Source organism: Roseivirga sp. E12 (assembly GCF_017592825.1).
GTDB lineage: Bacteria > Bacteroidota > Bacteroidia > Cytophagales > Cyclobacteriaceae > Roseivirga.
Window position 1 is genome coordinate 613,858 of the sequence record NZ_JAGFMD010000001.1, and the last position, 23,369, is coordinate 637,226.

General features: G+C 40.8%; 20 protein-coding genes. 7 read left to right on the forward strand and 13 right to left on the reverse strand.

Annotated features, from left to right (window positions below; translation table 11 throughout):
- Positions 1-111 precede the first annotated feature (111 nt).
- Positions 112-765 (forward strand): head GIN domain-containing protein, encoded by a 654-nt coding sequence (locus J4E76_RS02630; protein WP_208501050.1) that lies wholly within the window; start codon positions 112-114, stop codon positions 763-765.
- Here the strand turns inward: J4E76_RS02630 and J4E76_RS02635 are convergent.
- From J4E76_RS02635 to holA, 7 genes are all read right to left on the reverse strand, one after another.
- Positions 762-1,745, reverse strand: coding sequence for a hypothetical protein (locus tag J4E76_RS02635; RefSeq protein ID WP_208501052.1), 984 nt, complete (start codon positions 1,743-1,745; stop codon positions 762-764). The two genes, J4E76_RS02630 and J4E76_RS02635, sit on opposite strands and share 4 nt — an antisense overlap.
- A 1-nt stretch (position 1,746) precedes the next feature.
- Complete coding sequence (locus J4E76_RS02640) at positions 1,747-2,136, reverse strand: biopolymer transporter ExbD (protein ID WP_208501053.1); 390 nt, start codon at positions 2,134-2,136, stop codon at positions 1,747-1,749.
- Positions 2,136-2,816: a MotA/TolQ/ExbB proton channel family protein gene (locus tag J4E76_RS02645; protein WP_208501054.1), complete on the reverse strand. Its 681-nt coding sequence runs from the start codon at positions 2,814-2,816 to the stop codon at positions 2,136-2,138. The genes J4E76_RS02640 and J4E76_RS02645 overlap by 1 nt, the downstream gene beginning before the upstream one ends.
- Position 2,817: 1 nt before the next feature.
- Positions 2,818-3,753 (reverse strand): SPOR domain-containing protein, encoded by a 936-nt coding sequence (locus J4E76_RS02650; protein WP_208501055.1) that lies wholly within the window; start codon positions 3,751-3,753, stop codon positions 2,818-2,820.
- Between the two features lie 75 nt (positions 3,754-3,828).
- Positions 3,829-5,484: a hypothetical protein gene (locus J4E76_RS02655; RefSeq protein ID WP_208501056.1), complete on the reverse strand. Its 1,656-nt coding sequence runs from the start codon at positions 5,482-5,484 to the stop codon at positions 3,829-3,831.
- Positions 5,484-8,546, reverse strand: coding sequence for a tetratricopeptide repeat protein (locus J4E76_RS02660; protein WP_208501057.1), 3,063 nt, complete (start codon positions 8,544-8,546; stop codon positions 5,484-5,486). Before J4E76_RS02660 ends, J4E76_RS02655 begins: the two co-directional genes overlap by 1 nt.
- A gap of 73 nt (positions 8,547-8,619) precedes the next feature.
- Positions 8,620-9,642: a DNA polymerase III subunit delta gene (holA, locus tag J4E76_RS02665; protein WP_208501058.1), complete on the reverse strand. Its 1,023-nt coding sequence runs from the start codon at positions 9,640-9,642 to the stop codon at positions 8,620-8,622.
- Positions 9,643-9,737: 95 nt separating this feature from the next.
- Here holA and J4E76_RS02670 point away from each other — a divergent pair, with 95 nt between their 5' ends.
- The 6 genes from J4E76_RS02670 (at position 9,738) to J4E76_RS02695 (ending at position 17,182) form a co-directional block, all read left to right on the forward strand.
- Positions 9,738-10,424 carry a tetratricopeptide repeat protein gene (locus tag J4E76_RS02670; RefSeq protein ID WP_236017261.1) on the forward strand — a complete coding sequence of 229 codons (687 nt, stop codon included), beginning with the start codon at positions 9,738-9,740 and terminating at the stop codon, positions 10,422-10,424.
- A 107-nt stretch (positions 10,425-10,531) separates the two neighbouring features.
- Positions 10,532-11,116 (forward strand): hypothetical protein, encoded by a 585-nt coding sequence (locus J4E76_RS02675; RefSeq protein WP_208501059.1) that lies wholly within the window; start codon positions 10,532-10,534, stop codon positions 11,114-11,116.
- Positions 11,117-11,202: 86 nt separating this feature from the next.
- A complete protein-coding gene (locus J4E76_RS02680) occupies positions 11,203-11,961 on the forward strand; it encodes a LytTR family DNA-binding domain-containing protein (protein ID WP_208501061.1) in 759 nt (252 codons plus the stop codon).
- An 81-nt stretch (positions 11,962-12,042) separates the two neighbouring features.
- A complete protein-coding gene (locus tag J4E76_RS02685) occupies positions 12,043-14,064 on the forward strand; it encodes an ATP-binding protein (RefSeq protein ID WP_208501063.1) in 2,022 nt (673 codons plus the stop codon).
- Between the two features lie 119 nt (positions 14,065-14,183).
- Positions 14,184-14,759, forward strand: coding sequence for a hypothetical protein (locus J4E76_RS02690; RefSeq protein WP_208501064.1), 576 nt, complete (start codon positions 14,184-14,186; stop codon positions 14,757-14,759).
- Positions 14,756-17,182 carry an RICIN domain-containing protein gene (locus J4E76_RS02695; protein WP_208501065.1) on the forward strand — a complete coding sequence of 809 codons (2,427 nt, stop codon included), beginning with the start codon at positions 14,756-14,758 and terminating at the stop codon, positions 17,180-17,182. The genes J4E76_RS02690 and J4E76_RS02695 overlap by 4 nt, the downstream gene beginning before the upstream one ends.
- A 290-nt stretch (positions 17,183-17,472) precedes the next feature.
- Here the strand turns inward: J4E76_RS02695 and J4E76_RS02700 are convergent, their stop codons facing one another.
- The 6 genes from J4E76_RS02700 to J4E76_RS02725 form a co-directional block, all read right to left on the reverse strand.
- Positions 17,473-17,904 (reverse strand): hypothetical protein, encoded by a 432-nt coding sequence (locus J4E76_RS02700; RefSeq protein ID WP_208501066.1) that lies wholly within the window; start codon positions 17,902-17,904, stop codon positions 17,473-17,475.
- Positions 17,905-17,968: 64 nt separating this feature from the next.
- Complete coding sequence (locus J4E76_RS02705; RefSeq protein ID WP_208501067.1) at positions 17,969-18,649, reverse strand: hypothetical protein; 681 nt, start codon at positions 18,647-18,649, stop codon at positions 17,969-17,971.
- A gap of 82 nt (positions 18,650-18,731) precedes the next feature.
- Complete coding sequence (locus J4E76_RS02710; protein ID WP_208501068.1) at positions 18,732-21,359, reverse strand: ABC transporter permease; 2,628 nt, start codon at positions 21,357-21,359, stop codon at positions 18,732-18,734.
- A complete protein-coding gene (locus J4E76_RS02715; protein ID WP_208501069.1) occupies positions 21,346-21,684 on the reverse strand; it encodes a PadR family transcriptional regulator in 339 nt (112 codons plus the stop codon). Before J4E76_RS02715 ends, J4E76_RS02710 begins: the two co-directional genes overlap by 14 nt.
- 123 nt (positions 21,685-21,807) lie before the next feature.
- The gene (locus J4E76_RS02720) at positions 21,808-22,743 is read right to left on the reverse strand and encodes a glyoxylate/hydroxypyruvate reductase A (RefSeq protein WP_208501070.1); all 936 of its coding nucleotides are present in this window, start codon (positions 22,741-22,743) and stop codon (positions 21,808-21,810) included.
- A complete protein-coding gene (locus tag J4E76_RS02725; RefSeq protein ID WP_208501071.1) occupies positions 22,725-23,321 on the reverse strand; it encodes a DNA-3-methyladenine glycosylase in 597 nt (198 codons plus the stop codon). The genes J4E76_RS02720 and J4E76_RS02725 overlap by 19 nt, the downstream gene beginning before the upstream one ends.
- Positions 23,322-23,369: the final 48 nt, after the last annotated feature.

A 23,369-nucleotide genomic window follows, 5' to 3' on the forward strand; every position in this document is an offset into this window, starting at 1 on the left:
ATAATGTTAGTACGCATTTATTGACATCTAGCACTTCAAATTTTAGATGGGCTTACGTGTCTTTGAATTGTAAGGCGTCATAGTATTGAACAACGTCAAAAACAAAAAATCATGAAAACGAAAATCACTTTTTTAAGCTTAATGTTTGCAGTACTTTTTATTACAGCCTGCGATAATGATGCAATTGATGCTCATGGCTCGATCATAAACGAGGAACGTGAGTTTACAGGTTATTCATCAATCGCAGTTAATGTTCCTGCTAAGGTCTATATCATTGATGCGCCAGGCGAATCCTTGAGGATCAAAACTCACGAAAATCTATTGAGTGTAATTGATACAGAGGTCATTGGTTCTACTTTGAGAATAAGTACCAATCATAATTTGAGAAATGTCAGAACACTTGAAATATATGTCTCAGCACTTGATTATGAAAAGCTAAGCATCACTGGTGCTGGTTCCATTAGCACAGAGGGGTGTCTCAATGTAGAGCAATTAACACTAGAAATAACTGGAGCCGGTGTGATCACTGTATGTGGTACAGCCAATGAATTGAGCACTCGAATTTCTGGTGCTGGCAAAATTGAAGCCTATGGCTTGGAAACGCTTACAACAACGGTCAGCGTTTCAGGATCGGGTGAAGTTCAAACGAACGTCACTGAATCACTGAATGTGGACATTTCCGGTGCTGGGGTAGTGAAATACATGGGTGACCCTCAGATCACAAGTAGAATCAGTGGTGCTGGTGTGATTAGAAAGGCGAATTAATTCGTCTTAATCACAAAGGTCACTTCACCTTTTGATATCGGAGCAGGTGCTTTAGAACCATCGGTTTGTATAAAGCTGAGTTTGAGCACCTGTTTCTTATAGAACTCCACGATGGTATTATCACTGATTGTAGTTCCAGGTAATACAGAAACTGTCAAAACCTTTCCGCGATCATCAACATCAATTCCAAAACGGATGACACCATCTATCTGTGAATCGTCTTTTTCGGTAGGAGGTCTCTCCCACTTCCAGCCATCGAGACTATAACTTACAGAACCTATATCAGACCCATCAGGATTAATTCCATCGGTTTTCTTATTCCCTTCAGGGTCTCCTTGATTACCCTTCTTGTCCGGGTATGTTCCTTGATTGTTTGAAGCAGCCTCCTTAGAATCGGATTCCTTCTTCTTGCCTCCCATTAGTGCTCTTTGATCCACAACAGGTTTTGGTTTAGGCTTAGGCTGGACTTCTTCCTTTTTCTCTTCTACTGGTGGTTTTTCGACTACCTCTTCTTCTTTCTTCACAGGAGTAGCTTCTTCAACCTTCACCTCAGATTCTTCTTTGGTAGTAATAGGGTCTTCGATTACCTCTTTGGTTGGAGGTTCTTCTACAGTCTCTTCTGTTTCAACCTTGGCAGGAACAACTTCTTCCTTCACTTCAGGCTCAGCTTCAACGACCTCTTCAACGACTTCCTCAACCGGATCAACTTCTTCGGTTTGTGTCTCAGTTTGTTCAGTATCAACCTCTGAATCAGGAGGTGTGTCCTCCACTGTTTCTTCTAACTGTGCATCTGTATCTCTTTCAACATCACCTCCGCCTTGCTCTTGGAAACCAAAATTCAATTCAATGCCGTATTCTTCGATTGGCGGATCTGGTGCTCGCCATGCGACAAGGAAAACCAAAAGCAATATGATCAGCCCATGGACCGTGCTGGTCATGATAATGCTGAACTTTTTATCTTTCTTTTCCTGATCTGACATACTACTCTGCTTTAGCCACCAAGTTTGTCTTTTGCTCTAGTTTGGCAATGATACCAGTTACCTTTACGAAAATTTCGGCCGTTATGGTTTTGTCTAAGTGAAGACTAACCGTTCCACCTGGCTCAGAAATGACTTTCGAAAGCTCATTTTCCAAGTTCCCTAGCGATACTTCCTTATCATTTACGTAAAAGATATTGCCTTCGCCTACCGTAACACTATTCTTCTGTAAAGAAATACTAGTAGCAGCTGCTGATGGCAAATCCACGGGTAAACCAGATGGGGTAATAAAGGAGGAAGTCAGCATAAAGAATATCAATAACAGAAATACAATATCTGTCATAGACGACATGCTAAAAGCTGAATCAACCTTATGTTTTGATTTAATATCCATTATTGAGGTTCTTGAAGTAAGTCAATGAAATCAATCGAAGTGTATTCCATGTAGTGGATCGCCTTCTGCACCTTAGAAACCAAGTAATTGTATCCTAAATAAGCTATGATACCAACAACCAATCCGGCTGCAGTAGTAATCATAGCCTCATAAATACCTGTAGATAGAAGTTTAGGACTTACCGACCCTTCCTCCTGCGCTATTGAAATAAATGCCTGTATCATACCCGAAACGGTCCCTAAGAACCCAATCATTGGGGCAGCACCAGCGGTTGTAGCCAATAGCGAGAGATTCTTTTCCAGCTTGTAGACTTCAATTTTTCCCACATTCTCAATGGATGCTTCAATGGACTTTAAAGGACTACCAATTCTATGGATTCCTTTTTCTATCATCTTAGCGATTGGTGAATCAGTCTGAGAACATAGGAGTTTAGCACCATTTACATCCCCATTGGCGACCAAATCCTTAATCTTCTCCATAAACTCAAAGGGAGTTTTCGATGCCCTATTCAAGCTTCTTAACCTCTCAAAGAAGATATAAATTGCCACTATCGATAAACCCGCAATGGGTATTAGCCAGAACCCTCCTTTTAAAATCAGCTCAAAAAAGAACAATACTTGATCTTCACCTGCACCAACATTCGTGGTATCGGCAGCACTTAAATTTTGAATCAACGTCATTTTAATATTTCAATACCCAGATATTATCACCGTATTCTGATTTCAAATCCTCCATCGCACTCGCGGCATCAGATAATTGATCAACTACATTTATTCCTACTCTATGGAGGGTTTTATCTCCTGTCGGTTTCAGTAGGTATGCATTAGTTCCTGCGGCTACTATTTCATTGCCTTTATCAATGGCCAAATCCTCATCATAGAAGCTTCCAACAATAATGTAAAAACGACCACCACGCTCTGAAATTGTGGTTAAGGATACAGTTGGTTCAGGTTCAGGATCGGGAGTTTGTTCTACTACCTGTGGCTCCGGCTCTACTGTCTCCTCTTCTACTACTGGTTGTTCTGTTTCTTCCTGAACAGGCGTTTGGATTTCTTGCTCTTCTTGTGGTTTGAATATCAAGAAATAGTAGGCTGCGGCTGCCAGGGCTAAAACGATAACTACAATTAAAATTGGCCCTGAACTATTCTTTCTTTTAGGCTCATCAGCCACCTTAGGTTCTTCTTTCTTGGCCACTACTTCTGGCTCCTTTTTAACTGGAGCTGGGCTTTCGGCTACAGGCTTTGGTTTTGGTGCCGCTTTAGGCTTCGCCTGAGGCTTTGGTTTTGGCTTTTCTTGCTTCTTTTGCTCTTCAACCACAGGGACAACACTATCTTCTGTTGCCTCTAGGCTGATATCATCTAAGCCAAGATCATCATCTGAGACAATTGGTTCCTTTGCCTTAGGTGTTGTTTTTCGTCCTACAGGTTTCTTAGAAGCTGCTCTTTTAGCAGTTGTTTTCTTGGCTGTAGTCTTTGTAGTAGTGGCTTTTTTTGCTGCTGGTTTTTTAGTCGTTGTGGTCGACTTCTTAGCTGCAGTCTTCTTTGCAGGCGTCTTACGAGCCGGCCTTTTGGGCTTTTCGTTCTCTTCGGAAGAGTCGTTAGTCTGTTTTGCTGCCATAAGCTAAGTGTTGATCGTTAGAATATATAATGTACAATATATATGAACTACACGAGGTGTACTGTAACCAGTAAATTAGAATGAAACTGAGATTCCGCCTAAAAATTGAATACCTCGCGATGGATAGTTAAGATATCTCTGGTATTCGCTGCCGAATAGATTGTTCAGTTGTAAAAATACACCAAATTGTTGATTTAGCTCATATTTCCCACCCAAATTTAAATCCACAATATCATCTAGTTCAAATTTCTGCGCTGTTTCGCCATTCCAAGCATTAAGGCCTCCCATATAATATAGGTCGGCTGTGACAGTCAAGTTTTCAATTGGGAAAAACGTGTTATTAAACGCGGCTTTGAAAGTCGGCAAATGCCATGCTTCTTCTAGGTTTGGAGCAGCAGTGCTCATTTTATAATCGAAAAAGTCAAACCTTAACGATGACCTCACCTGACCTGATTGCTCAAAGTTTACTTCTGAGAAAATATTCAATCGATCGACTGTCCCAGGATCATACAAAATATCAAACCTTGATGAATCGGAAACCGCATTAGTAAACAGTTGAATGTTATTCATAGAAGCTAAAGAACCTCCGGCATTCAACCTCAAACCTTTAGACAAGTCAATCTCCACTCCACCATAGATGCTACTCTCAGTTTCTGTATTTCGTAGATCAAAACCTGGTCTTAAAAACGGATTCTGTTCTATGGATGATTCCAAAGTATTCATGGTCAAGAAACCCTCATAACCAGCGTAAACTCTTAAACCGGCATCAACATTAACCGACCCTTCCACCACTGGATAAAGCGACATTCCATTACCAGAATCATTGTCCCCAGCAAAGTTTATCCCAGCCTTTAGTGCAAACTTGTCACCTGCATAGTTGACCCTTGGCTGTAAACTAAGGTAGTTCCTATTTGCTTCAACAGTCCCCTCTGTTCGCTTAGAAAGGACTGCAATTCCTTCGATAGAAAAATTCAACTGCTCTGAGAACTGATAGTCGGCCATAGCGTCAAAGTCGAACTTGTTCTCTTTGGCTTCCAAGGCATCTCTGAAAAACACCCAGTCTGTTTCAAAACTATAATTCATTTGTTCATCTCTCTCAGTTTTCTGAACACCTACATTGGCAGAAAACCTGGTGAACTTTTGCTCAATAGCATCACTGGTCAAGTCTAATACAGGATTATATCCGAAGAAGTGAACCTTCTGACCTGTATAGTTTAAACTACCAGAGACCGTATTGGTACCATTGAAAAACTTACCTCCAACGGCTGCCTCTGTTTTGCCGCTAGCCGAATTTTCGTCAAAGACTGGACCTCTCTGAGAGGACAAGTGCCTGACATAAAGGTTGACTATATAATCCTGGCTCTTTGGAGACCCTATATATCCTTCGAAGTAAGGTGTGCCATAGTTTCCATAACCCGCTCTTACATAGTTAGACGTGAAATCCATTGACGGTTGGCTTGAACGATAATTAGCCGTTCTAAACGAAGGCTCCAATGGACTCAAATTGTATTGAAATCTTCTAAACTGATATTGCTGTTTGGTCACAGCACCTGACACTGGCAACTGAGGTATTTTTTCAAAATTCCTTGTTGCTGGCGGCAATACAATTTTTCTGTCCTTACGAATGACAATTTCGGCCTCTTCTTCCAACCTACCAGTTGTACCAACTTGAGCCACCATATCCATGGCTACAAGAGAGAATACTGCGATAATGACTAAAAACCTTTTCATTACTGGTTCCCTCCCTTGTTTTGTGTTGTGTCTTGAGCTGCTACTTGTTCAAGATCCTTTTCTAACTTCTCGATTTGGGTCAGTTTGACCCTGGCCTCATCTACCACCTCTTTGATTGGTGAATTCTCAATGATTGAATTGACTGTAGCTTTTGCTTGAAATAGCTCTTCTAAGGCTATATAGTTGTCAGCCACAAGGAGGAATGCCTTTCCTAACCAGTCTTCATAGTCAGCAAAGCTCTCACTAAACTCAAACAGTGTATTTAGAGATTCTTGATATCTCTTTTGTTGGAAGAATATTTGACCGAGTAAGTACTGTGCCTCTGCTCCATATTTATCTTTTGAAGCATTGATGGTAGTGAGCAATTGATCAATCGCTTCATCAAAATTGCCTTCACTATAAGCTGCCTTTGCTAGGTATAGCTGCGCTCGATTGGTTGCGTCTTGAGAAATATTGCCCTTGGTTAGAATGTTGTTAGCATATGTTCTCATTTGAGCATAATTGCCAAGCTTGAAATTCGCATCCAGAAGGCCTATCCAGGCATCGTTTTCCTGACGTTTGCTCCTTGCTATAGACTCTAACTTAGAAAAGTAATTCGCTGCCTCCTGAAAGTCACCAGCTTGAAGCTGCAATTGACCTATTCGTTGGAATACCACATCCATATCGTTAATCTGAGCTTCTCGATCTAGTTCATAATAGAGCTCCAATGCTCGGTCAGCGTCTTCTAATCTGAAATAGCTCTCTGCTCTAAAGAATTTGGCTTGATGACGAAGCGGGCTTTCAGAATAGTTCTTTTCATAATCTTCAAATGCCCCTATTGCCGCACTATACTCTTGACCATAATACTTGTTCTTGGCTGCTTCCAGTTCTATTGTTTCCAAAGACTGGTTATCCGGATTGGCCCCTCGATACTTAGCCAGGTACTGATCAAACTCAAGTACTTTATTATTTAGCTTCAGTGTGTTTTGCAAACCAAGCAATGCACTATTCGCCACCTTACTGGTCACATAGTTATTTAGAATCGTTTTGTAGTCTTCTTCAGCTTTATCCAATTCATTCAAATTGAAATAGGCCAAAGCTCTACTTTCATAGGCATATGGTATAAAAGGACTTTGCTGTAATTTTTCAATTACCCGAGTAAATCCTATGATCGATTCTCTATACGAGTTCGCTTCCAATTGAATTTGTGCCTTCTTATAGATGGCATCATCATAATACCTCGAACGACTGTGTCGGTTGATCACAACATCAAGTGCCTGAATTGCTTCTGTACTCTTATTCTGAAAATCTCTGACCACCCCTTTTTGGAAGTAAGCATAGTCTACATTCGGATTGTTGTTGTCGATAGCCCTTTGATAATATGAGATGGCTGTGGCATATTCTTTATCTACATAATAGCAGTCTGCCAACCTGAGAATAGCATCATCATAGTTCAGTCTGTTCGGTTCATTTTGGAGTGCATCGACATACCTTTTTAGATAGACACGAGCTCTGGAATAGTCTTGCGTATTATAATAGACATACCCTACGCCATAGTTTGCTTTTAAGTAGTACTCTGAATTTCTATTTCTTGTCTCAAACACCTTCTGGTAACTCCTAATAGCTTCTGCATAAGATCGAGAAGTGGCTTGAGCTTCTGCTTTCCAAAACAAGGCTCCTGTCTCTAGGTCTTTGTCCGATCGATACGTTAATGATTTATCGAAGAGTTGGATGGCAGTTTTGTACTTGCCTGTATTGTAATACTCCGTCCCTTTGTAAAAAGTAACCTTCTGATAAGCCTCTTTTATACGATCAGTCTTGTTCTCAATTCTTTCTATGAAAGCAATAGCTCGCTGAAAGTCATTCGTATTGAGGAAAGCTTCCGATAAGAGATTATTCGCCTCAGGAATGTACGAAGAGGCTGGAAACTGTTTGATAAACCTATCCAATGACACGATGGCCTGAGAATATTTTTTAGCCTCGAAGTTCACTTTAGCAAAATTGAAAGCTGATTCTTCTTGAATAGTCGTGTTAAACGAAAGCTTACTTGCTTTATCAAATGCAGACGAAGCAAAGAGATAGTTTTCATTCTCAACATATAGTTGGCCTAGATAGTAGGAAGCTAACTGTGCCACAGTATCTTCTTTCAAGGCTACTCTTTTGAAATCTTCAATAGCCTTGTCACCATTGCCCAACACAAAGTTTGAGTATGCAATTCTGTAAAGTGTTTCATCAGTAATGCTTTGCCCCGCTATTTGGCGATACAAATCATAAAATTCGATGGACTCTTCAAAACGCTCTTGATTGTAAGCCGACTCTGCAGCCAATTGGTAAATCTGATACAGATAATCCATCCTCCGGCTCTCAGTAGCGATGTCTTTGAAATTACCAGCATAAGCCAGCACTTCACCATATCGACTTTGCTGGAAGTAAGCACTGGTAATCATAATCGGTACCCGAAACTTGTATTTATCACTTTCCTCTGCCCTCTTTAAATCGACTAAAACCTTGTCATAGTTTTTATCGAGGTAAGCCAAGAAGCCTGAATAATAATTGGCATCAGCGTAATAAGGACTATTCTGGACCTTTGCCAAGTCAAAATATTCTATGGATTCCTCCTTTTTATTAAGGCTAAAAGCAGAATAGCCAATTTTGAAGTTCGTCTCAGACCTTTCTTCATTATTAAGGACATTGACATTGGCCAGCTTCAGATACTTATTGGCGGTTTGCCAATCTCTAGCTTCGAAAGCATTGACGCCTAAATTATAATAGGCTTTGGCTGCTTTGGGGTGGTTTGGCCGCTTTGCCACAAAATCGGCAATGAGCTGTGTACCATCAGGGTTTTCTAAGTTTAAGGCGCAGTAGGCTACATAGTATTCTGCATCGGCCTTTTTGATTTCGTCATTCCCTTCGTTCAGGTATCTCTCAAATTGTTCTCGAGCAGCACTAAATTTATGCTTATCAAGCAACTCTAAACCAAATCGATAATATCGGTTTTCGTTGTTTTGATGTAGCGTATTTTGAGCATTTAATGACCCGAGAGCAAAAAGTGAGATAGTGAGTAAAAAAGTTATCTTTCTCATCAATATTTATTTGCTCGCTTAAACTCTAAACTCCTTTTGGCAATGATTATTGTCAGCTTGTCGACCAAGTCCATCAATGCATTAATTTAAATACTAATTCCTTTAATATCTCCTCTTCCTTCATTGCCCCCGCATTCACTCCTTTTGATCTTAAATCGGCTTGGTGTAAATGTTTAATGTTCTGAATAACTTTTGTCATGGCATAATGAGATGCAGCCATTTTATACTCTTTAACAACAAAAGGAGGTACTCCAATCGCCCTTGCCAAACCACTATCCGACTTATCTTTGGCGCTATGTACTTTCAATAATTTGGTATAGTAACCATAGAGCAGTGCAATCATCGGGATTATAGAATGTGCTCTAATGTTGGCTGAAAAGTAATTTACAATCTTCCCTGCCTTGAGAACATTTCTTTCGGATATCGCTTTTTGAAGCTCAAAGACATTGTAATCTTTGTTAATGCCAACATACTTTTGAATTAGCGCTTCATTGATCTCTTCCCCATCCTTGAGGTTGATCGCCACCTTACTGATTTCATTACTCAACCGCTCTAGGTTGGTGCCGATATATTCGGCCAAGAGCTGTACAGACTGGTAATTGATCCTTAATCCTTTACCAGCAACATAAGCCTCGATCCACTTAGGCAATTCGTAGTCGCGAAGCTTAGCAGTATTTACAAGAAGTGCCTTCTTGGCTAGTGCCTTGGATAACGGCTTCCTTCCATCTACCTTCTTATGCTTATGGGCAAAAACTAAAACTGTAGATGGCACTGGATTGTCAAGATAATCCATCAACAGTTTTTGGCCTTCCTCCTTGCCGATGTCTTGAATATCCTTGGCCTCTTTTACCATCACCACTTGACGTTCAGCCATCATAGGAAAACGTCTTGCATTGGTAATGACCTGACTCATGACTACATCCTTACCATACATAATGGTCTGGTTGAACCCTTTTTCGGCTTCTTGCAGACAGTTTTGTTCAATAAAGTCGGAAATTTGGTCGATATAGAACGATTCATCGCCCTGTAGAAAATATACCGGAGCGTACTTTCCGGCCTTCAAATCACTTAATACCTGATCGGGATGCAGACTCATAGACTTGGAATCAAATATAGTCACTCGTTTCTATTTTTCGAGTGATTGAACTAAGACTTTTACAAGCTGTTTATATTTGCATTAAACGGATATTGATGTCATCGGAATTAATCAAAAAAGGAATTGAATCTTGTCGGAATGGTGCCTTCGAAATGGGCGTGTCTTTTTTCAATGAGGCACTCGCCAAAGACTCAAATCAGGCAGAAGCCCTTTACAATAGAGCAAGGGCCTTATCGAAGCTTGGAAGGCTTGAAGATTCCTTAAAGGACTTTAAAAAACTTACAGAAATTGATGATTCAAATGCCTCATATATAGGAGATTATGCTGTTTCACTTCATTTAAATGATAAGAATAATCTTGCGAAAGAAGCTTTTGAGAAAGCTCTCACATTGGAGCCTGAAAACCCCTACCGCTACTCCTCACGCGCTTTCTTCAAGGATAGGATTGGTGACTTGGAAGGTGCGATACAAGATTATGAGAAGGCCATAGCCCTAGACCCTGAGGATGCCGTTGCTTTAAATAACAAAGGGTTAGTAGAGGAAAAACTGGGTTATAAAGATAAGGCCAAGGACAGTTTTGATAAGTCCAATGAATTGGTTGGTTATCGACCCGAGTCAAAAACTGTTTCTGATGATGTTTCAACAGTTCCTAATAGTACTCAGGAGACTTCCTCCCCGACTTCTAGAGGACAGGTTATCAAATCGGTATTTACAAAAGATGGCTTCAAAGACTTTGCTCGATTCTCAAAAGATTTATTGAGCCCAAAACGAAAAAAGAAGTAGTCGATCATCACTCTTCGGATTCCTTCGTAAACACCTTTGGTACAGCTATAGACGCTAGCTATGAAAACTTATTTCAACTAATTCGTTTATTTACAAAAAATCAACCTATGAAAAAGCTATACATTCTAACTCTTGCCCTACTTTGTTCTGCCCCATCCATCGCTCAAAAGAATAAGGCCGACCAAATCAAAATGGCCGTTCAAGCCGCACCTGTAGAAGCGCGAGATGGAGCGCATGTTTATGGCTTCGATGATGATGGAAACTTTATTACGCTCCGCGAAGGGACTAATAACTTTGTCGTTCGAGCAGATGATCCCAATAAGGATGGCTTTGAGATTGTATGCTACCCCAAGGATGTAGAGCCATTTATGGCACGTGGAAGAGCATTGAAAGCTGAAGGCAAAAACAGAGGAGAAATCTTTGCCATCCGTGAGAAAGAAATGATGGACGGCACACTTCAAAAACCAGGATATGGTTCCACGCTTCAGATTTACTATGGAAAAGATGCTAAGTATAACACTGAAACAGGCAAAGTGGAAGGCGGTTCGTTTAGGTATGTTATCTATACACCCCTGGCCACTGCTCTAACCACAGGTTTGCCAGAAAAACCAAATGGTGGCGGACACCCATGGGTGATGTTTCCAGGGCTTTACAGGGCACACATTATGATAACTCCACCTGCAGGAAAGTAAGTATACCAGAGCATAAGCACCACAAAACACACCTCTTGTAAAACCCTTTCTTATAGGTTATTTTTGGTCATACATCACAATTTTGCATGACTAAAATTAGAATCCTTGTTGCTGAAGACAATCCAATTCATGCGACTCGAATGGACATGTTACTCGATGAGATGGGCTACGAAAACGTTGGTATTTATGCCAAATCGGACGAATTTCTACGAACCTTTCATGCCGTCAAACCAGACCTTGTTCTTCTCGACATTGAGTTAGAAGGTAACAAAGATGGTGTGGAAATTGCCGCAAAAATTACTGCGTCATCACCCGTTCCGGTGATTTTCACTTCTGCCCTGGAGGACAAGAAAACTCTCGAAAGAGCTCAAGTCACTAATCCTTATGCGTATCTCGTAAAACCAGTAGAAAAAGGCTCACTTCAAGCTTCCATTGAATTGGCGGTCTACAAATTCGCCAAGGACCAAGAAAAAGATGAATTGAATGAGCCGTTTGGTGGTTGGAAGGAAGATCTGTTAGTTACGGATGGATTTTTTGTAAAAGCAGGAAGCAAATTGGAAAAAGTGCACTATGCAGATGTGTTATGGATAGAAGTAGCACAAGAACGCTACTGCGACATCGTTACCTCTAGTCGTAATTATCATTTAAGGACTTCCATTGCGAGTTTGGCCGAAAAATTGGCTCCTTCAGCATTTGTAAGAATTCACAGAAGGTATATCGTCAATGCATCAAAAATTGATAGCATTGACGAATCTGATTTGACTATAGAAGTTGGTGAACATACATTATCAATGGGTAAGACATACAAAACACATTTGATTAAAAGGTTACAAATGTTGCATTAACTTTTAAGAGTGGTGAAATCCTCAGTTCAAAACTTACCCCTCCCCTTAGTGCAGTCCAAACTCTTACGTTCTGTATTAATTATGGCAATCTCAATTGTCGCCTCACTATCTTACGGGCAAGGTACAAGTGTAGACCTCCAAGAAGAACTTCTTGAGGCCCTCGAAAAGGAGAATGTAGGGATAAAGGATGCTGAATTCATAATTTCTAATAAAGATAATCTCCCTCAAATAGCAGGAGAATTACTTATGAATGCCGAGCCGCAAGATTCTTTGACTGAAAAGATCTTCAATACCTCGAGCGACTTTCTGAATATTTCACTTGAGGCTTGTGACATCATGGGCGATGTACTTTACTCTCTAGCTGAAAAATTAAATGACCAGAAACTTCTAGGACGTGCAAACTTAATCAAAGGGCTCGCTCAGGGTGATTTAGGCAATCTAGAAGTAGGACTGGAACATCTATTTCTTGCCCTTGACATCATTGATCCAAAGTTGGACCCAAAGGCCTATGGAAACACCATCAATAATATTGCTGGCATATATTTAATGTCTGAAGACTATGAAAAAGCAATTGAGTACTACAAACTAACTCAAGATTTTGCAAGGGCCAACAACGATCAATTCCTGCTGCTAAAAGGGATTCAAAATGTTGCAGTACCTCTCACATTCATTGATGAATATGATAGTGCGATTGTGTACTTAAACAAAGCGTTGATGTTGGCTCGGGAGCTAGATGAAACCTTATTGGAAGCATATGCTCTTGGCAATCTTGCCAGCATTTACTTTGAACAAAATGAATTCAAGAAAGCACTAAAATATCAACTGGAGGGGATAGCTCTGGAGGCCAAAATTGAAGACTTCTTGGGAATGATTGATTCTCATGGCGTGTTGGCCAGGTGTTACAGTGTGCTTGGTGACCATCAGAAGGCTGACTATCACTTCCAGCAATCCTATGATCTTGCCATCCAAGTAAACGCGCCTAACAAACTTTTAAATCTATATGAAGCTCAAGGCGAGGTCTATAGCCAGAGAGGGGAATATGAAAAGGCCTTTGGCTATGCTGTACTATATAACAAACTCTACGATAGCCTCCTCAACGCAGAAAGAAATGCACAAATGGTAGAAATGAGGGAAAAATATGAAACAGATCAAAAAGAAGCTGCTATACAAGAGTTGCAGATAAGAGAACAGCTCGCTAAAAACCGAAATACAATATTAGTCATTACCTCACTTCTCTTCTTGATAGCCACCATTTCAGGCTTTCTCCTATTTTTTCAGATCCGGAAAAGGAAAAGAGAAGCAGATGAAAGGAATGCACTTGTCACCAGCATTAATAAAAAATTGAGCGACTCTCAAGACGAGTTACTCGCCTTAAATAAGACCAAAGATCAGTTCTTCGCAGTAATAGCACATGATTTACGCGGTCCAATTACATCTTTTCAGGGTATTGGGAAATTAATTGAATATACTCTGCAAAAGGGCGGTGAAGATAAACTTCAAGAACTTATAACCTCTATCGATAATTCTGCACAGGGTGTCAGCACGTTACTTGACAACTTACTCAAATGGTCTTTATCGCAGACAGGCACCTTGGCATTCAAAGGAGATTCCCTCAACTTGACACAGCTAATTTCGGACATTGCTGATATCTATGCCTCAACAAGCCAATCAAAAGGAGTTGAACTAAATATTCTGATCGACAAGGACCTTTGGGTTTATGGTGATCGAAATATGCTTAGTACCGTGCTGAGAAATTTAATCGGAAATGCACTCAAATTCACTCCTCATGATGGATGTATCACAGTAGTCCATAGAGTAGAAAACAACCATTTAACTATTGAGGTTTGCGATTCGGGAATCGGTATTCCTGAAGAAAAACTCGATAAAATCTTCGACCTCTCCGAAAACAAGAGCACCCTTGGGACCCAAGGAGAAAAAGGTACGGGTCTGGGACTGATGCTCTGTAAAGAATTCATTGAAGCACATGGAGGTACGATCAACATTACTAGTAAACCTGGCAATGGTACTTCTATAAGCTTTTCACTTCCAATGGAAGAAGCTCACGAGCCGAAACCCTCAACTACCGTATTGGAGGAAGTGTAGTCAGTTCTCATTCATGAACAAATTACTTTGATTCATGAAGCATTCTCATCTATTCACGTACACAATTGCCCGCTGAGGCAGTGATTCGCATCATATTTGGAGAGTTCCTCTTATCAATTATGAGCGTCAAAAGAATAAAACGAAAAATTGCCAGCGGAGAACTTGAGCTAATCACTAGCTGGAAGCTCGACTCGGAAGATATCAAGAGTTACCTGAGAGAACAGGTCAAATCCGATAAGAAGCAGGCCATTCAGTCTGCACTAATTCTCCCAGTCTTATTTTTCATCATATTAGTTGTACAGACCAGAGGAGATGATTTTGCCTCTTTTAAAGCATTCTTTGATTATTTCAAGTTAACCTTCCTGTTCCCTGCCGCCTGGTTTCCACCATTCTTCATCATCGCTTCACTTGTGCATAAAAGAAAAAGAGTACGGTTGAGAAAAGCAGCGGAAGCCCAGTTTGGCAACAATTGGTTCCTTTTTGGCACCCTCTACCTGAATTGGAATAGATGGCACCAACTTAGGGCAGTCCAAATTGACCACGACAGAAAGCCAAAGGTCATTATGTTCCAACTTGAAGTCAACCAATATTCAAGAAGCAGAGGGATCAGAACATATGAAATCCCTATCCCAAAGAATAGCCTCGATCAGGCGATTACACTAGAAAAATTTCACAATCAAAATCTATCAAAATGAAACTTAGAAGAACCTTTTCTCTTGTCGCACTTTTAGTTTGCCTATTGTGCCAAAACGTTCTGGCCCAAACCGGAATAGAAGCCTGGTTCAACCAAGCGATCAAGGACATTGAAAATGCCACAATGCAGGTTGAAAACACATATGGAGCAATCAATAGTCAAATTGAAGCGGCCACACTTCAATTTGTGAACGATATCAATAGGTTCTCCTCAGGTCTTCTGAATAGCACGCGAAATTTCAACTGCAATGCTTCTACGCAACAGGCTTTGAAGGAAGGTTTGGATGCAATGATTCCCAATGGCTCCTTTGCGGAGGCTGGAGTGGCTGGAAAGTATGCCGGAGCTGCAGCAGAAAAGTGCGCTGAGTGCTTTCAGGTCGCACTTTCCAAAATGGCCTGTAGAATCCCAGAAACCATACAAGGAAGCCTAGCCTTTATGGACAAAATGCAAAGTGCTGTAAATGACCCACGATTGCAGAATATAGATGCCAGCTTACGACCAATTGCAGCAATTATGATGAATACCGTCACGGGCTTTTCAGATGAATTCTTCTTCTATATAGAAGCTGCTGAAAACATTGAGTCAATAGGCGGCAATGTAGGTTTGAGTATCGACCCTACCAGACTATATTCTGCAACAGCCTGTGCAGCCTATGGAGACGAGGCCTTTGATGCAATGATTGGCAGGTTGCAGGACATTGTGGATAAGGAAACGGCCAAAGAGAAGGTCAAACGCAGATACAAGGTGCTGGCGAAAATTCTAACAGGTCACGATCGGTTAGCCCAAGTGGCTGACATTAATAGTAAGATAGATCAATTGGCAGCAATGATGCCCACCTCACTAGAGAGCAAAGTTCCTGAGGCCAATAAACTTTTTACAATCGGCAACGGAGAAAATGTATTTGTGAATGCAACTGGAAATGGCTTGTGGGTAGATTACAGAAACTGGTCGCAGCAACAAGTTCCACTTCCCTATCAGACTGCCTATATCCCTGCAGGAAAAACTGCCATTATCGACCGAGCAATATCAGTCAAAGATGTAATTGGGCTCGTGGGGACCAACTCAAGTATGCCATATGATGGAGTTGCTTTTTACATTCAATCTGTTGGCTCAGGAGGTGTTTTAGATATTAGTGGTTATTCGAAGGACAATGGGGGAAATCTACATCAATGGGAATTCACAGGAGCCGATAACCAAAAATTCATCTTCAAAGATGCCGGAGATGGCACCTATTTTATTCAGGGTGTTCAAAGCAGAAAGTATCTCGATATTGAAGGGTCCTCTACCAATAGCGGAGCAAATATTCATCAATGGCAATTCAATGGTAATAACAATCAACGATGGATTGTTGAGCAAGTGGGTGATGGTACTGTTTATCTTAAGTCTAAACATAGTAGCATTCATCTCACTGTCAATGAAGACGGCAATATCACTCAAACGAACTGGAATGGTGGAGAAGCGCAGCGTTTCATATTAGTTTCCAGTGCGGTCGATGACAAAGACCAAATCAATTTCACCAATACTTCGGCCTATTACCATGGCCATACTTTCAATATTCAAATCAAAAATAGTGGACACTACTTTGCTGTCTTGAACAATTCTAAAGAGCCAGGTGGTGATATTGTACAAGCAGATAACCCTGCTCATGGCACCCATAAATTCATATTTGAAGATACTGGTGATGGAGATGGCTCTTACTTCATCCGAAATGAATGGAGCGACCTGTATTTAGATGTATTCGGTCCATCTACTGACAATGGAGCCAATCTAGGACAGTGGAGTCGGTCTGGTTGGGAAAACCAAAAGTTTCTGCTCGAAGAGGCAGGTAACGGGTATTATTATCTGAAATCAAAACACAGTGGTAAAGTCATTGGAATAAATGGTGACTCTCATGCACTTGGGGCGAGTGCCATTCAATGGGAGCAAAACAAGGTTGCTGGAAGTCAAATGTTTAAACTCATCCCCGCTTCACCAGCCGGCAAGACCTTTTTCATTAAGCCAAAACATTCAAGCAAGGTCTTAGACGTTGAAGGTCCATCTAATCAGGCAGGTAACAGAGTACATCTCTGGGATCAACATGGTGGTGCTAATCAGCAATTTGTCTTTCAGTTCGCTGAAATGGAAGGTACCACTGCTTGGTACTATATCCGAAGCAAAAACACGGGAATGTACATTGATGTGCAAGGCTTTGTCAAAGAGAATGGTGGAGTAATCGCTCAGACAGATGACGTGGGTTACAACGATTGGAACAAGATGTTCAGGCTAGAAAAATACAACGATGAGTACTACTACATTCAAGGCAGGTTCAGCCGAAGGTACCTTGATCTGAGTGGCTGCAGTGCTGATAACGGTACCAAACTACAGATTTATGATAAGGTACCAGATGCTGGATGCCAACTCTTCAAACTGATTGAAACGAATTAAAACTAAAAATCAATGATGATGAAAACAGGAAAGATAATCGCGATCGCATTATTGGGCCTCTTATCAACAGGGGTTCAAGCACAGAACATTTGAGATCTCTTCTTCAAAGAAGTCTGGAAAATAGATAAAAGAACTGTCTTGAAAAGTGCTCGTCATTCTGCCCCGAAACTTCTGGGTATTTCAGCTTATGATTGATTTGCAAATATCTTACATACCCTGAAACGAGCCTGTCTATCCTAGACAGGCTCAGGGTGACGTATAGTTTGTTTCCAAGACAGTTCTAAAAAGCATTACTGACCGTCTCCAGCAATCCAATCGCCAATATCTAAGACTTCATCAATGACCTTATCGGTTTGATCATTAGTGAAAGTTTGTGCTAGTTCTAGATAGAAGCTAATCTTATCCCATACCTGGTTAAATTTCGCTTGAAAAGCTGATGTATCTGCATCACCACCTCCGGTTGCAATTGCATTACCAGCAGCCCATACTTCCTCAAGTACTGCATCTGTTACATCATTGGTGTAGGTTTCAGTGAACTTTAGAGCCGGATCGAGGATTGGCCATATTTGATTGAATACATCCGCAAAAGGTGGTTCTGCGCCATCATCATCTGGCTTAAAAGTGATGGTATGATTTTCTATTGCATTCTTAACTGCTGCAATCAATCTAGCCTTCTGCGCTTTTCTTGCTTGACGATTTGCTCGCCTTTCTGCTCTTCCCATGGTCAAGTGTGGTTTGGTTAAGTTGGAAATTACAAAAACTCATGAAACTATGTACTACAATTTTCTATTCCCTCATCCGCTCCATCAAATCAATAAAAGGTTGCCCATCTATTTGTTTTAATACATGAGGCCCATTCTTGATAATCTCAATTGTTGAATCAATGCCTTTTTCCATGAGGTAGTTATGCACCTTTTGGGAAGCATTCATCCAGTACCTATCCTTATCGCCTACTATGAAATAAAACTTAGTACCCTTTACTCTTTCTAAATCGGCACCAGAGGGATTCTTCCTAGGAAAGCCAGCAACGCCAACCAAACTGTGAAAGCGATCGGCCAAGGCAATACCAACACTAAAAGAACTGGCACTATTGGCACTAAAGCCCACCATATGGAATTTATCACCTTCCACATTGTAGTTAGCATTAATATGATCCATGAGCTGCCTGGTCTGACTAACCCCATTTGACCCAAAATGAGCCAAACTCTCTACTATAATCCATCCATATTTTGAAGGAGTACCATGCCAGTAATAGCTTGGTGAGTCTTCCTTTACACCATCTCCAGGACCAAGAATAGTGGGGTATGACTTTGAAGGATCATAGTCCTCGGGCAAGTGAATGGCATACCTTAGAGTTTTACCATTTGTCAGCTTGAGCTGTTCGAAACGTGTATTTGTCAATACATCCTGAGCATAAACAATGCTTAAGCACATCATTAGGACAATTGTATAGGCTGTCTTTTTCATCATGACTCAATCTAAAGACAAAAAAAATCCCCTTACACCATATTGGGGCAAGGGGAATAAATTGTGATTGAGGGAAAGTCTACTACTCGCTTCTAAGCGCCTTTATCGGATTAGCCATAGCAGTTTTAGCTGACAAAAAACCAACTGTTAGCCAGGCAATGGTCGCCACCATTAATGCCGGTAAAATCCAGATTAAAGGATTATTCAGGCTTATCTGATAGGCAAAGTCTTGCAACCAATCTCCCATTACTATATAACCCACAGGAATGGCTATTAAAGCCCCTGCACCTACCAAAATAGTAAAGCCCTTAAGGATCATCAATGTGATACTACTTATAGACGCTCCAAGTACTTTTCTTACTGCAATCTCTTTAAATCGTCTTTCGAGGGTAAACGCAGCTAAAGCAAATAGACCTAAACAAGCAATTATTATCGCTAAACCTGATGATGTCGTAAACAGCTTTCCAAATCGCTCTTCTTCATCATAAAGAGCAGCAAAGGCTTCATCTAAATAGGCATATTCAAATGGTTCATCAGTGATAATGGACTTCCATAGACTTTCAACAGTACTTACAGTTTCTCTAAAATTCCCATTCACGCGTAGGTAAACGTAATTTCCTGCATACCAGTCCGATTCGACCCTACCATCTTCGCCCATTACCCTAATGACCATTGGCTCAATCTTATTTTTTAGGCTTGTGAAATTGAAGTCATTCACAACACCGACAATAGTGTAGTCTTCACCATCACCCCTAGAAATTTTTCGCCCAAGCACCTCATCCCATCCTAACCACTTTTTGGCAGCCTCATTGATCAAAACCGTAGCAGTATCCGATACAAGAGTGTTAGTAAAGTTTCTTCCTTCTATGAGGTTTAACCCCATGGTATTCAAGAAATCATCGGTTGCGAACATATTGATGAAACTGTGATTCCGGGAGTTCTCTTCTACCGTTTCATAGGACCAGTCAGATACTCTCTCGGAAATAAAATCCCTGGACATTGCCATGTTCTCTATAGACGGGATCTGCGAAAGGTTAGTCTTAAACACCTCAGCTTTGTCCTCAAGGACATCGGCATTCTTAACAATTAGTACTTGTTCTGCATCAAAGCCTAACTTCTGATCTGTTAGAAAGTTCAATTGCTTAAAAACAACCACTGTACTGATAATTAAGAATATGGAGATTGCAAACTGAAATGCCACTAGACCTTGCCTTAGAAAAGCACTTCCCTTTCCTCCTTTTTGAACTTCTCCCTTGAGGGCCTTAATAGGCTTGAAGCTTGAGAGTACAAATGCCGGGTATGAGCCAGCCAAGAGCCCAACAAATAGCACTAGGCCAAACAACTGTAGCATCACAGATCCGCCAAATAAATCCTGATAATCAAAAGTCCTATTTGCCAGACTGTTAAACCCATTCAGAGTTAATGAAGCAAGACCAATTGCTAGAATCATTGACAGAACACTCACCATCATTGATTCTACTAAGAACTGGTTGATCAATTGCCCTTTCAAGGAGCCTAATACTTTACGCATACCCACTTCCTTCGATCTCATTGCTGAACGGGCAGTAGAGAGGTTCATAAAGTTTATGCAGGCGATAACAAGAATGAAAAGAGCTACTGCCGAAAAGATATAGACATTATCTATACTTCCGCCCGATCTTAAGGAGAGACTAGGGTAATATAAGTGCAGGTCCGTCATGGCCCTTACAGAAAACCCACGCGCCCGACCTCCTTCTGCTAAATACTCTTCGTAATTAGCATGCCCAGTAAACTTCACCAATTCAGGACCGACATACTTTGCAGCAAAATCGGTCATTTTATTTTCCACTTCCTCAGGGTCACTCCCTTTAGTAAATTTTGCATAGGTGAAAAAATTATTGCCCGTCCAATTACCAACTGTCACCCAAGTCTCATTCGGATAGGAATTGATGAATCTGTAACCGAAATGACTATTCTTTGGTGGGTCTGCTACTACACCCGTTACTTTTACTATGTCTCCCCCAGCTTTTATCACCCTTCCAACTGCAGACTCATAACCAAAAAACTTTGTGGCCAAAGTCTGTGTGAGAATGACTGAGTTAGGTTCTTTGAGTGACTCATCGGGGTTCCCTTCGATAAACTCAACAGAGAAAATATTGTGAAAAGTAGAATCGGCATTAAAGCCCAAGGGCTCCTTAAAAACACGGCCGTCAATATTGAAGGTTTGACTATACGGACCTTGAATACGCGTTGTTTCTTCAATCTCTGGTATGTCTAATTTGGATTGTATAGCAAGCCTCGCGGGTGTCCATACTCCAATTCTGTAGATTCGTTCAGAATCTGCATGAAACTTATCATAGCTGAGCTCATTCGAAATGTACATCACGATTAATAGACATGCTGCCAGACCAATGGCGAGTCCTCCAATATTTATTAAACTATAAAACCGCTGTTTCAATAGACTTCGGAATGATATTTTGATGTAGTTTTTAATCATAGCAATGTTGTTTAATGAGTTTATATCTTCTAGACCTTTGATATATCTTAAGCGAAAGAATCTAAGGACATCCCAAGAGAATTTCTTGCGTGCGGCCTCAATCCCTTCGTTATCAATTCTTTTGTAAAACAATTCATAAGCATCTCCTTCAATGATCTCAAGTGCTCTTGGCTTACAGTAAAACCTTAGAAACCTGATCGCCCACTGAGGAGGCTCTTGATCATATGGAGACATACTCTAATCCTAAATTTGGAATTTGATCGTGTAATTTATTGCGTTGCTCGCGGATGAAATTGAGCGCTTCCTGTCCGGCAGTGTTGATGGTGAAATAGCGCTTTCTTCGGCCACCTCTCTCCTTTGTGGCTCCTCCCACATGAGATCCCAAAAACCCTTTGCTCTCTAGCCTATCCAAAGCAGAATGTACCGCGCTGATGTTAATCTTCCGATTGGTTTGCGCCTCTATTTCTTCCATCACGCTAATGCCATAAGCATTATCATTCAGGATGGCAACTATGAGGAGTACTAGCTCTTCAAATTCACCCATATTGATTCTAGCCATTGATTTTTATTTGTTTCACAATAGTAAATGAAACCTATATGTTTCACTATTGCAAATTAAATAGATCACCTTTGAACTGAACTGTTAGATCATGTGACTGAATCGGAAATGACCGTCAATGAGTTAGTAGCCTTTTCGAATATCTACTGTATGTAAAAGAGGTTCTTTCCCTCTAAGCCTCTTCAAATTATCGAGCAATAAAGCGATGGCTGAACTTGGGGTAGTAACACTGGCTACGTGTGGTGTAATAGTGACTTTAGGGTGTTCCCAAAGTAGATTATTTATGGGTAAAGGCTCATCTCGGAAAACATCCAGTAGTGCGCCAGATAGATGTTCACTATCTAAAGCTTCCATTAGATCGTTTTCTACGAGATGATTTCCTCGTGCAACATTAATAAGAAAAGCACCTTTAGTAAGTTTTTGAAAAAGTGAAGCATCAAGTATATCCGTGGTTTGGGGAGTCACGGGAAGTAGGTTCACCAACACTTCGGTCTGTGAAAGGAAAGTATTTCTATTGGTTTCGTCATAACAAGTCACTCCATCCAAGGTTTTCCGTGTTCTGCTGTATCCAAATACTTCGAAACCAAGGCTTACGAGCTTTTCTGAGAGATGCCTTCCTAAGGCCCCTAAACCCATCACTCCCACCTTCAAGGGTTTATAAGTTATTCTCTCCCATATTTTTGACTTTTGATGCTTCATGTGACTAAGCATACTCCTTTGATGCATCATTAAACCCATGATCACATAATTGGTCATATCTCTTGCTAGAAATGGATCTACAATTCTGGTAATGGAAATATGCCTAGGAATTTGAGAGTCAGTCATTAAATGATCAACCCCTGCCCCCAGTGAGCTTATCCACTTGATATTAGGCAGTCTATCAATCACCCCATCGGCCAATGGCTTCCAAACAAAAAGCGCTTCAACATTGCTCAGATCAGCTTCCGTGGGCCAAACATGTACATTTCCAACCCAACTTGACTTCGACAAGCCTTCGACCCAGGGTCTGGGGTCCCATACTGATGAAGAAATGAGTATGTCTACTTTTTGCTGATCCATGGGTTGTCCTTAATGTAAAATCGCCAGGGTTTGAGAGCGTCTTCTTCGGCATAATCAACACCGATTCGCTTTGATGTGACAATATACTTATCCGCTAGTTTAGGCACATCTTCAATCCAGATTTCTTCACTCTGAAGACTTATTCCATAGTGTTGTTTTGTACTTATCCCTAAAGCCTTTGTAAGCGTACCTGGCCCAGAAGTCAAATTGGTTTTAATAGATGACTGGTTTCGTCTTTCTAGCATATGTTCGATACCCAGAATGGGTTCAATCGCTCTTACTAATATGGCATCGGCCTTGCCATTTACATTTGTGACTACGTTAAATAAATGATGGATACCATAGCATAGATAGACATACGAAACTCCACCGGCATGGTACATTACCTCAGTTCGCTTAGACCTCAAACCATTATTGGCATGGCATGCTTTATCATCTCTTCCTGCATAAGCTTCTACTTCGGTAATTATACCGGAAGTATGTAGGCCAGCTATATTGGTGTGCAATTCTTTCCCCAGTAGAGACTTAGCAATCTGAACGACATCTCTGCCTTGATAAAATGATGGGCTCAACTTCATGTCAAAATTTGGACAACCAAAAACTCGGAAATCAGTTTAATGGATCGA

What these genes read in the sequence shown, in the direction of transcription:
- J4E76_RS02725 (WP_208501071.1), bottom strand. Translation starts at nt 23,321, where the DNA reads ATGAAGTTGAGCCCATCATTTTATCAAGGCAGAGATGTCGTTCAGATT.
- J4E76_RS02705 (WP_208501067.1), bottom strand. Translation starts at nt 18,649, where the DNA reads ATGAAAAAGACAGCCTATACAATTGTCCTAATGATGTGCTTAAGCATT.
- J4E76_RS02695 (WP_208501065.1), top strand. Translation starts at nt 14,756, where the DNA reads ATGAAACTTAGAAGAACCTTTTCTCTTGTCGCACTTTTAGTTTGCCTA.
- J4E76_RS02660 (WP_208501057.1), bottom strand. Translation starts at nt 8,546, where the DNA reads ATGAGAAAGATAACTTTTTTACTCACTATCTCACTTTTTGCTCTCGGG.
- J4E76_RS02715 (WP_208501069.1), bottom strand. Translation starts at nt 21,684, where the DNA reads ATGGCTAGAATCAATATGGGTGAATTTGAAGAGCTAGTACTCCTCATA.
- J4E76_RS02675 (WP_208501059.1), top strand. Translation starts at nt 10,532, where the DNA reads ATGAAAAAGCTATACATTCTAACTCTTGCCCTACTTTGTTCTGCCCCA.
- J4E76_RS02710 (WP_208501068.1), bottom strand. Translation starts at nt 21,359, where the DNA reads ATGTCTCCATATGATCAAGAGCCTCCTCAGTGGGCGATCAGGTTTCTA.
- holA (WP_208501058.1), bottom strand. Translation starts at nt 9,642, where the DNA reads ATGAGTCTGCATCCCGATCAGGTATTAAGTGATTTGAAGGCCGGAAAG.
- J4E76_RS02670 (WP_236017261.1), top strand. Translation starts at nt 9,738, where the DNA reads ATGTCATCGGAATTAATCAAAAAAGGAATTGAATCTTGTCGGAATGGT.
- J4E76_RS02645 (WP_208501054.1), bottom strand. Translation starts at nt 2,816, where the DNA reads ATGACGTTGATTCAAAATTTAAGTGCTGCCGATACCACGAATGTTGGT.
- J4E76_RS02655 (WP_208501056.1), bottom strand. Translation starts at nt 5,484, where the DNA reads ATGAAAAGGTTTTTAGTCATTATCGCAGTATTCTCTCTTGTAGCCATG.
- J4E76_RS02690 (WP_208501064.1), top strand. Translation starts at nt 14,184, where the DNA reads ATGAGCGTCAAAAGAATAAAACGAAAAATTGCCAGCGGAGAACTTGAG.
- J4E76_RS02650 (WP_208501055.1), bottom strand. Translation starts at nt 3,753, where the DNA reads ATGGCAGCAAAACAGACTAACGACTCTTCCGAAGAGAACGAAAAGCCC.
- J4E76_RS02630 (WP_208501050.1), top strand. Translation starts at nt 112, where the DNA reads ATGAAAACGAAAATCACTTTTTTAAGCTTAATGTTTGCAGTACTTTTT.
- J4E76_RS02700 (WP_208501066.1), bottom strand. Translation starts at nt 17,904, where the DNA reads ATGGGAAGAGCAGAAAGGCGAGCAAATCGTCAAGCAAGAAAAGCGCAG.
- J4E76_RS02720 (WP_208501070.1), bottom strand. Translation starts at nt 22,743, where the DNA reads ATGGATCAGCAAAAAGTAGACATACTCATTTCTTCATCAGTATGGGAC.
- J4E76_RS02640 (WP_208501053.1), bottom strand. Translation starts at nt 2,136, where the DNA reads ATGGATATTAAATCAAAACATAAGGTTGATTCAGCTTTTAGCATGTCG.
- J4E76_RS02635 (WP_208501052.1), bottom strand. Translation starts at nt 1,745, where the DNA reads ATGTCAGATCAGGAAAAGAAAGATAAAAAGTTCAGCATTATCATGACC.
- J4E76_RS02685 (WP_208501063.1), top strand. Translation starts at nt 12,043, where the DNA reads ATGGCAATCTCAATTGTCGCCTCACTATCTTACGGGCAAGGTACAAGT.
- J4E76_RS02680 (WP_208501061.1), top strand. Translation starts at nt 11,203, where the DNA reads ATGACTAAAATTAGAATCCTTGTTGCTGAAGACAATCCAATTCATGCG.